The sequence below is a fragment of the uncultured Campylobacter sp. genome (genome assembly GCF_938002845.1).
Lineage (GTDB): Bacteria > Campylobacterota > Campylobacteria > Campylobacterales > Campylobacteraceae > Campylobacter_B.
In genome coordinates, this window is the sequence record NZ_CALKZP010000007.1 from 24,529 (window position 1) to 33,074 (window position 8,546).

General features: G+C 48.7%; 8 protein-coding genes. 3 read left to right on the forward strand and 5 right to left on the reverse strand.

The window, feature by feature from the left end; all coding sequences use genetic code 11:
- Positions 1-222: 222 nt before the first annotated feature.
- From Q0224_RS00495 to Q0224_RS00510, 4 genes are all read right to left on the reverse strand, one after another.
- Entirely contained in the window at positions 223-1,731 is a 1,509-nt protein-coding gene (locus tag Q0224_RS00495) for a succinate CoA transferase (protein WP_297948069.1), read from the reverse strand.
- 947 nt (positions 1,732-2,678) lie between these two features.
- Complete coding sequence (locus Q0224_RS00500) at positions 2,679-3,197, reverse strand: hypothetical protein (RefSeq protein WP_297948070.1); 519 nt, start codon at positions 3,195-3,197, stop codon at positions 2,679-2,681.
- 142 nt (positions 3,198-3,339) lie between these two features.
- Positions 3,340-3,900 carry a sel1 repeat family protein gene (locus Q0224_RS00505; RefSeq protein ID WP_297948072.1) on the reverse strand — a complete coding sequence of 187 codons (561 nt, stop codon included), beginning with the start codon at positions 3,898-3,900 and terminating at the stop codon, positions 3,340-3,342.
- 138 nt (positions 3,901-4,038) lie between these two features.
- Entirely contained in the window at positions 4,039-4,470 is a 432-nt protein-coding gene (locus Q0224_RS00510; RefSeq protein WP_297948074.1) for a redoxin, read from the reverse strand.
- Between the two features lie 72 nt (positions 4,471-4,542).
- Here Q0224_RS00510 and Q0224_RS00515 point away from each other — a divergent pair, with 72 nt between their 5' ends.
- Positions 4,543-5,007 (forward strand): WYL domain-containing protein, encoded by a 465-nt coding sequence (locus tag Q0224_RS00515; protein WP_297948076.1) that lies wholly within the window; start codon positions 4,543-4,545, stop codon positions 5,005-5,007.
- A 123-nt stretch (positions 5,008-5,130) separates the two neighbouring features.
- Positions 5,131-5,997, forward strand: coding sequence for an alpha/beta hydrolase (locus Q0224_RS00520; RefSeq protein ID WP_297948077.1), 867 nt, complete (start codon positions 5,131-5,133; stop codon positions 5,995-5,997).
- 46 nt (positions 5,998-6,043) lie between these two features.
- Here the strand turns inward: Q0224_RS00520 and Q0224_RS00525 are convergent, their stop codons facing one another.
- On the reverse strand, positions 6,044-7,054 hold the full coding sequence (locus Q0224_RS00525) for a DUF475 domain-containing protein (protein WP_297948080.1): 1,011 nt from the start codon (positions 7,052-7,054) through the stop codon (positions 6,044-6,046).
- An 87-nt stretch (positions 7,055-7,141) separates the two neighbouring features.
- On the opposite strand from Q0224_RS00525, the gene Q0224_RS00530 reads away from it, so the two are divergent.
- Positions 7,142-8,461, forward strand: coding sequence for a Na+/H+ antiporter NhaC family protein (locus tag Q0224_RS00530; RefSeq protein WP_297948083.1), 1,320 nt, complete (start codon positions 7,142-7,144; stop codon positions 8,459-8,461).
- Positions 8,462-8,546: the final 85 nt, after the last annotated feature.

The window sequence follows — 8,546 nt, forward strand, 5'->3', positions numbered from 1 at the left end:
GGATGAAATTTTGCGAAGTTCAAAATTTTAAAATTCCAAGCCGTAGAATTTTAAAATTTGAAATGCGCGAGCTTTGCAAAAATAAAAATTTTAACGAGCTTTACTCTAAGTAGCGATAGAGCTTTCAAATGCAGGCGGAATTTTTAAGTGCAAACTTTCTTGCTTTCAGCGAGAATGAGCTTAAATTTTAGGCTTTAGCGCATTAGCTCAAGCAAATTCGCTCTAAGCCTTCATACTCCCCGTATCTTTAAATCTTTGATGCCACGACAGCGCCTCGCTTAGGATGTGTGGAGTATGCCCCGCACAGGGCTGCGCACATGCCCGCTCGAAATAATCTCTCAGTGCGTCTTGGTAAGTGGGATGTGCGATACTTATCATCGCGCGAGCCCGCTCACGAGGGCATTTGCCGCGCAGATCGGCGATGCCGTATTCGGTGATGATGACTTGAGTGTCGTGCTCGGTATGATCAACGTGACTCACGAACGGCACGATAGTGCTGATCGCGCCGCCTTTAGCTAGCGACGGGCTAAGAAATAGCGACAAATATCCGTTGCGAGCGAAGTCACCGCTACCGCCGATACCATTTTTCATCTGCGACCCCATGACGTTAGTGGAGTTTACATTGCCGTAGATGTCTGCCTCGAGCATGCCATTCATCGACACGACGCCAAGCCTTCTAATAAGCGCTGGCGAGTTGGAGACGTCTTGTGAACGCAGTATGATGTGCTTGCGGTAGAAATCGATGTTTTTTTGAAATTCCTCGACACCTGCGGGGCTAAGCGATAGCGCTGTGGCACTTGCAGTACCTACGACGCCTCTTTTGATGAGATCTAGCATGCCGTCTTGAATCACCTCGGAGTAGCATTGCAGCCCTTGGTAGCCAGCATTTTGTAGCGAGCTAAGCACGGCGTTAGCGACGTTGCCGATGCCCGATTGTAGCGGCAGTAGCTTCTTTGCGGGAAGTCTGCCACAAGCCTCCTCGTTTTTTAGGAATTTTACGACATTGCACCCAATCGCGCTTGAAATTTCATCCACGGCGGTAAAATTATTGACGCGATCATGCGTCCTAGCCTCTATGACAGCGATTACTTTGGCAGGATCTACATGCATGTAGGGGCTACCTACGCGATCGCCTACGTGCTTGATCGGCAGATCCTCAGCATTCGGAGGTAGGCGCAGATCCGTAACGTCGTGAATGCCCTCCAGCTCAAGCGGCTGATAGTAATTCACTTCTAAAATCACGCGATCGGCGATATCGAGCCAGGCTTGGTTGTTGCCTAGCGATGTGGACGGCACGAGCACGCCGCTTTCTTTAATCGCCACTACTTCGATCACGGCAAAGTTTAGATGCGGAAAAAAGCCCGCCTTAAGCTGCGCGGCAAGGCTTGATAGATGCACGTCCGCGTATCGCACGGCGCCACTATTTATCGCACGGCGCATATCGGCATCCGTAAAAAACGGCACACGAAAGCTCACGGCACCTGCTTTTGCCAAAACTCCGTCTAAAAGCGGATCGGTCGATGCGCCTGTAAAAATTTTGATTTGATAGGGCTCGCCTTTTTCGTGCAGCGTTGTCGCTCGTTGCGCTAGAGCTTGTGGTAGCGCTAGCGCGCAGCCCGCCCCAACAAAGCCGCTAAAGCCCACCGATGCGCCATTTGAGATCAGCTCGCAGGCTTCCTCGGCGCTCATAATTTTTGATTTTAGATATTTGTTTTGCACGCGTGAGTTCATTTTCCGTCCTAGCCGTGATTTGGGCGAAATTATAATATTTTTGCGCTAAATTTCAAAATCTAAATTTCGTGCGCGAGCTAGGCTATAGAGCAAAATATGAGGCGCGATCGGTTGGGATACGCCGCCAAACGCCTCCGATCAGGCTTTTTTACTTCGGCGGTTTGAAATACGCGCTTGCGCAAGCGCTCGGTAAATAGGGTTTTAAGCGTGATTGAAGCTTAGTTTATAGTCTTGCTGCGATACTGCAAACGCTTATTGCGCACCCAATCTTGTGGAATTTAGGCGCAAAATTTACGTATAATTTGTGAGCTGCGATATTTGAATTTAAGCACCCCTTACAATTTAATCGCTCGCCACACTTAAATTTAAATCTCCGCTTCGCAATTTTAAAATGGGTGTTTTGAAATTTATCGCTCGTGACGTTTAAATTCTGCGTCTTGCTAGCCTTGAGCCCATATTTGAAATTCCATCGCTTGCAGTACCACCTTTGCATGCCGCGCTTGGATTTTAATCCGCATTAATTGAAATTCCCTCTGCCTGAAATTCTTGCCTCTTCGCACAATATGGCAGTTTAAAATTTCAAATTTCGCGCTTTTTTTGGGAGGGCGGTTCGACGTAGATACGCAAAATTTTGATATTTTACGATTGCAAAATTCTAAAAATTATATCATCGTCACGACTAAATTGCAGATTTTGTTTAAATTCTAGTTCTTAAAATTTTAGACTGGTCGTCACGCACGATTTGCAATTCAAAGAGCCTTGTTACACAAATTCTAATTTCTGCTGAGTCTAAAATTGACGCTGCTTACGACGCAAATTTAAACGCGTTTTAGAATTCAAAATTTAGTCCGCCTTGTTACCATTTTCGGTCGAGCTTTATAAAATTTCGGCAAATTTTATTTTGCTAAAATTCCAAAAATTTTATCGCCGCAAAATAGGGCGAAATTTTATCTCTGCGGCTTGCCGTCGCCGAATTTAGCGACTATCTCCTCGCTGCAGCTCTCCTTGGGCGCCCAGCCTTCGCGCTTCATCCGCGCCAGATTGTCGCACGCCTCCTGCGAGCCGCCCTCACAAAGTTCGTCGTATATCACGAGGCTGCGGCACTGCCCGCTCGCGAAGCTCTCCAGCGCCGCGGCGTTGCCCAGACAGGCTCGCTCGCGCAGATCGCTCATCGCGCGCCCACCTGCGCCGCTCATTTTATCTCCCTGCCTCCGCTCGGCGAGGGTAGCGAGCTCGCAGGCGTCTGCGAAAAAGCCCTGCGCTTTGAGGCGGTTTCGCACGACGCCGCGACCGCCCAGCTCGTATCTCATCGCCGCTTCGTAGCATGCGGCGGCGTCTTTTTTGCTGCATTTTGCTAAAAGCGCGCTGGTTTTTGCGCCGCTAAATTTAAAATCTTTGGCTTTGCCGTCCGCATTTGCCAAACTAAGCGCCAGCGCCGCCGCTAGCGCAAGCTTTAAAGCTTTCATCTTTGCTCCTTTTTCGTTTATCCGCTCGCACGCTTCGATTTGCCGCCTCATCGCGCACTAAACTCGCACAGCCCGCTAAAATTTCAAAGGCTCACGCGCTTTGTTTGCGCTCGAAGCTTGGAATTTTACCGCCTCTGCCGCGCTAATTTTTCGGCAGTAGATCGAGCACCGCGCAGGCGCGCTTGTTGTGCATTTTGCATGCCTTATCTAGCGCTTGCCCCGAGAGCTCAAAGCTTTGAGGGGTGCCGATTCCTTGGAGATATTTGACCGACAGCTCGTAGCACGCTTCGCTGCTGCCGGCATCGCACTGCTCTCGAAAAAGCTCAAACGACGCCACGACGTCCTTCTCCACGCCCAAGCCCCGCCCTAGCGCATCTGCGTAGAAAAAACACGACAGCTGATCTTTGCGCTCGCAGCCGCTTTTCAGACCGCGCACGACGCGATCGCAGGAGCCTTCGTCGCTTTTTACGATACAGCTTTGCAGATCCGCTCGCGAAATTCCGTCCGTTTGGATGACTGCATCGGCGCTGCTTTGCGAGCCGGCGCTTGCTTCGCCGCTCTTTATAAAGCGCGCGCTTGCGGTCTCGCCGATACTCGTTGTTTTGTCCGTTTTGCCCGCCGCAGAAGCTTTTTCCGCTGGCGCGCTCTCGCCGCAGTTTGCCGCAAGGGCGCAAAATAGCGCTAAAAATAGAAATTTTTTCATACCAGCCTCCGTTAAATTTAGCGCCATTTTAATTAAAAATGCTGAATTTAAGGAAAATGCGCCTCTGCCCTAAATTTCAGCCCTGTGTCGCAATGTGTTTGGAGTGCGAAATTTAAAGCGCGCCGCCGAAGCGATCGATCATAGGCTCTTTAGCGCCGCAAGTACGTTTTGTGCGTCCTGCTCGGGCTTAGCGATACGGCTAAAGCGCTTTACTTCCTTGCCGCCTCGAAAAATCAGCGTTTGGCGGTGGTAAAATTTCTTCCCGTCGCCGGTAGTGAAGGTTTCGAGCCCAAGCGGCGCTTCAAGCTCGAATTTTTCGTCGTTTATGAACTCAAACGAGGCACCCGTAGCGCGCTTAAACTCGCTCGTGCCCGCCTCGCCCATGCTGCCTACGGCGATAAGCTCGAAGCCGAGGGCTTTTATCTGCGCAAACGCGCTCTCGTAGGCCTTGCACTGAAGCGTGCAGCCCGTAAGCCCCGCTGCGCCGCGCAACTCTGTGGGCAAAAATTTGCCGCTGTCGCCCATTTTCGGATAAGTAAAAACCACGCAATTTTTCGGTAAATTTATCATCTTATGCCTTTTGATCGAAATAGGTCGCAAAAATAGCATAAAAAATCTTAAACCCGCTTAACGGATGAAATTTTGCAGCTTCTTGGTATCATTGACGAGCTGCGTTTGAATGAAGGATTTTTTGGCGGCGCAAGCGAGAGCGGCGAGCCCGCAGGTAAAATTTCACCACCAAACAAACGGGAGCTAAAAATATTGCGAGACAAAAATCTCAGCGAGCATACGCGGAAATTCCTGCTGAATATGGAGAGCTTTTACGACGGATACGACGTCGAACCCTATACCTGCGAAGTCGCCGTATCGCCCAAAATTTTAAAATTTTTCGAAGCAAAGAAGTTTTTTCGCTCGCAAAAGATCGGGGGGAAATTTAAAAACGGCTGGAGCCGCGTAAGCTACGAGATCAGCAGTGACGATATGATTTTGATGCTCGCGCAAAGATTTTTTCCGCATTTCATGATCCTCTCTCCGCACACCGCCCGCAAAAAATTCGACGCTCAAATCCGCGAGTATCTGCAAAATGAGAAGTTAGAATTTGAGTAAAATTTAAACGCATTTTTATGTAGCGGTAGGCTGGTTTCAAATGGAATTAAATTTAATATGATAAATTCCATATATACTGAACTGGCGTAAGATTTTATCTTAAATCAAAGGAGGCGCACCGCGATGCAGAAGAATAACGTTGATATAAATGGCATAAATATAGTCTATTATAGTGCGGGCAATGCGAGCGAGAGCATTTTCTTGCTGCACGGAGGCGGGGTTGATTCTGCAATGCTTTCGTGGAAAGAGATCATACCACTACTTAGCGACGAATATCGCGTCATAGTGCCCGATTTACCGGGATACGGCGATAGTGATAAGATAAAGGGCGAGTACTCTTTAAAATTTTATACGGAAATCTTAAAAGCCTTTATTGAGAAATTAAGCGATGGACCTATAGTTTTGGTTGGTATTTCGCTAGGCGGCGGTATTAGTATAAATTTGAGCTTGAACTATCCTGAGTTAATAAAAATTCTAGTGCCACTCGATGCATGGGGATTATTTAAAAAGCTACCACGTCATAGGCTTTTGTACTGGTTCGTGCATTCAAGGCTAAATGATAATTTAAACGCTTTGGTTTGCAAATTTCCATCTATAATCAAATTCTCGCTTAGATATAATCTTTTCGGTGATAAGTCCAAGATTAGCAATGAATTGGTTTGCGAAATAATCGAAGCGATGAAAAAACCGGACGCCGACAGGGCTTTTATTTCGTTTCAGCGAAGCGAGATAAAAAAGGAAGGAGTTGCAACCGATCTGTTCTCGCGACTTAATGAGATTAAAATCCCAGTATTATTGGTCCACGGATCTTTGGACAAATTAATACCGCTAGAAGGAGCCGTCCGGGCGAGCAAAATAATACCTAATTGCGAAATTTATATAATGCAAGGCTGTAAACACTGGCCCGCAAAAGAAAGACCGCAGGAATTCGCTGCTGTTTTAAAATCGTATATAAAGAGGCACAATGGTCGCTTGCACTTTAGAACTTAACGCCCATTAATTCCGCGCGGCACCGCAGAATTTTACCTAGGAATTCTCACTCGTTGTTTCCCGCAATCGTTTCGATTAGTTTGCGCTTGTTGCGGCGGTTGTAAAGCACCGACGAAAGGAGCGATAGCGCGATGAATAAAATCCCCACGGTGCCGGTTATGATCTCGCTTACTTCAAATTTCAGTTTGGCAAACATTATAAACGCCAAACACGCGATGGCGTAGTGCGCGCCGTGCTCCAGATACGCGAAGTGCGACAGCGTGCCGCGGGCGATGAGATACAGCGTGATGGAGCGCACGAACATCGCGCCAGCACCTAGCCCCAGCATAATGATGAAGATATTATCGCTTAGCGCAAACGCGCCGATCACGCCGTCGAAGCTAAAGCTCGCGTCTAGGGTTTCTAAATATAAAAAGCCCGCGAGACCGTTTTTTACGCCGTCCGTGCCGAAAAGGCGGTCGAAGCAGGAGATGAGTAGATAGAGTAAGATCGCGCCGAAATACGCCGTGCCGAGCGTAGCCGAGCCCATTTTAGCAAGCAGCACGAGCCCCGCGGCTAGAGCGATCAGCGTGGGGACGTTTGGAATGCGCTTTAAAAATCGCACGAGCCCGTTATTTTCGATTATGCCTAGCCAGTGTAGCTCGCGCCGCGCATCGAAGAAAAAATCGCAAAAGACCATCAGCAAAAACGCACCGCCGAAAACGTAAATTTGCGCTTCGTTCTCGCTTAAAATTTCATGGTAGCGGTGCGGCTGCTTAAGCGCTAGCACGAGGGTTTCCCAAAGACCCAGATGCGCGCTTGCGGCGACGATTAGCACGGGGAATAAAAACCTCATGCCAAAAACTGCGATCGGAATGCCCCAGAGGATAAATCTGCTCTGCCACACCGGCGCCATATCTTTTAGCACCTTGGCATTGACTACGGCGTTGTCGAAGCTGAGGCTGATTTCGAGTGCGCATAAAAGCGCACAGATATAAGCGGCACCAGCACCGCCGATATAAAATGCGATAGCAAGCGCAATTAGGCTTACTACAAAAGAGGAGTAAAAATATTTCATCGCTGTCCTAGCCGATTTTTTGCGCGATTTTAGCAAAATTTAGCCCTAAATTCTATATAATTGCAAAAATTCCAAAAAAGGCAAAAGATGCTTACTAATCCCGTATTTATCAGTATCTGTGTGATGTGCGCGCTATGCTTGCTGAGGTGCAACGTAATGCTTGCGATCCTAATCGGCACGATATGCGCCGTGCTCTCAAGCAAGATCCCGCTGGGCGATGCCATAAATTTATTCATAAACGGCAATCCCGAAAACGCCGGTAGCCTCGGCATGGGCGGAAATTTAGAAACCGCGCTTTCATATCTGCTGCTAGGCGTCATCGCAAGCGCGATCTCAAAAACCAACCTAACGGCGATCTTGGTGCGCGCGGTAGCAAATTTAATCAGCGACAAAAAATACGTCTTTATCTTTTCGATCGCCTTTTTTGCGTGCTTCTCACAAAATTTAATCCCCGTGCATATCGCCTTTATCCCGATTTTGATCCCGCCGCTAGTCAAGATAATGAACTCGCTAAAGATCGACCGCCGCGCCGTAGCGTGCGCGCTGACGTTCGGCTTGCAGACGCCGTATATGGCGCTGCCGCTGGGATTTGGACTTATCTTTATGGGGCTAATCGAAAAAAATATGAACGCAAACGGCATCGCGGTAAGCCTTGGCGACATATCAAGCGTGATGTGGCTAAGCGCCGTGCCGATGCTCGTGGGCCTCATTCTAGCCGTAGTCTACTACCGCAAGCCGAGGGAGTATGCCGAAACTAAAGAGAGTTTAGACGCGCATTTTAGCGAGCTTAAGATGGGTATGCGCGAGTGGGGCGCTCTAGCGGGCATCGCGGTGTGCTTCGCGGTGCAAATTTGGATCAAATCCCTTCCGTTTGCCGCGCTTAGCGGAATTTTAGTAATGCTTGCGAGCAAAGGCATCGAGTGGAAGAAGCTGGATAATGTATTTGACGAGGGCGTGCATATGATGGGCTATATCGCGTTTTTGATGCTGATAGCCGCAGGATACGGCACGATCTTAAAAGAAACCGGCGGCGTGAACGAGCTGGTGCACGTAGCAAGCACTTTAAGCGGCGGCAAGCTCGGCGGCGCGCTGTTGATGATCGGCATCGGGCTACTCGTGACGATGGGTATCGGCTCGAGCTTCGGTACGATCCCTATCATCGCTACGATATACTGCCCGCTAGCCGCGCAGTTGGGCTTTAGCACGGCGGCGACGATCTTTATCATCGGTGTGGCTGCGGGTATCGGCGATGCGGGCTCGCCTGCGAGCGATAGCACGCTTGGGCCTACCGTGGGGCTGAATATCGACGGCGGGCATAGCCACATCTGGGATACCTGCGTGCCGACCTTTATTTTCTTTAATATCCCGCTAATCATATTCGGCATAATCTTTTCGATGATGTTATAGATTGCGGAATTTGCGCGGGTTTTTGCGGGCAGAATTTTAGAATTTTAGAATTTTAGAATTTTAGAATTTTAGAATTTTAGAATTT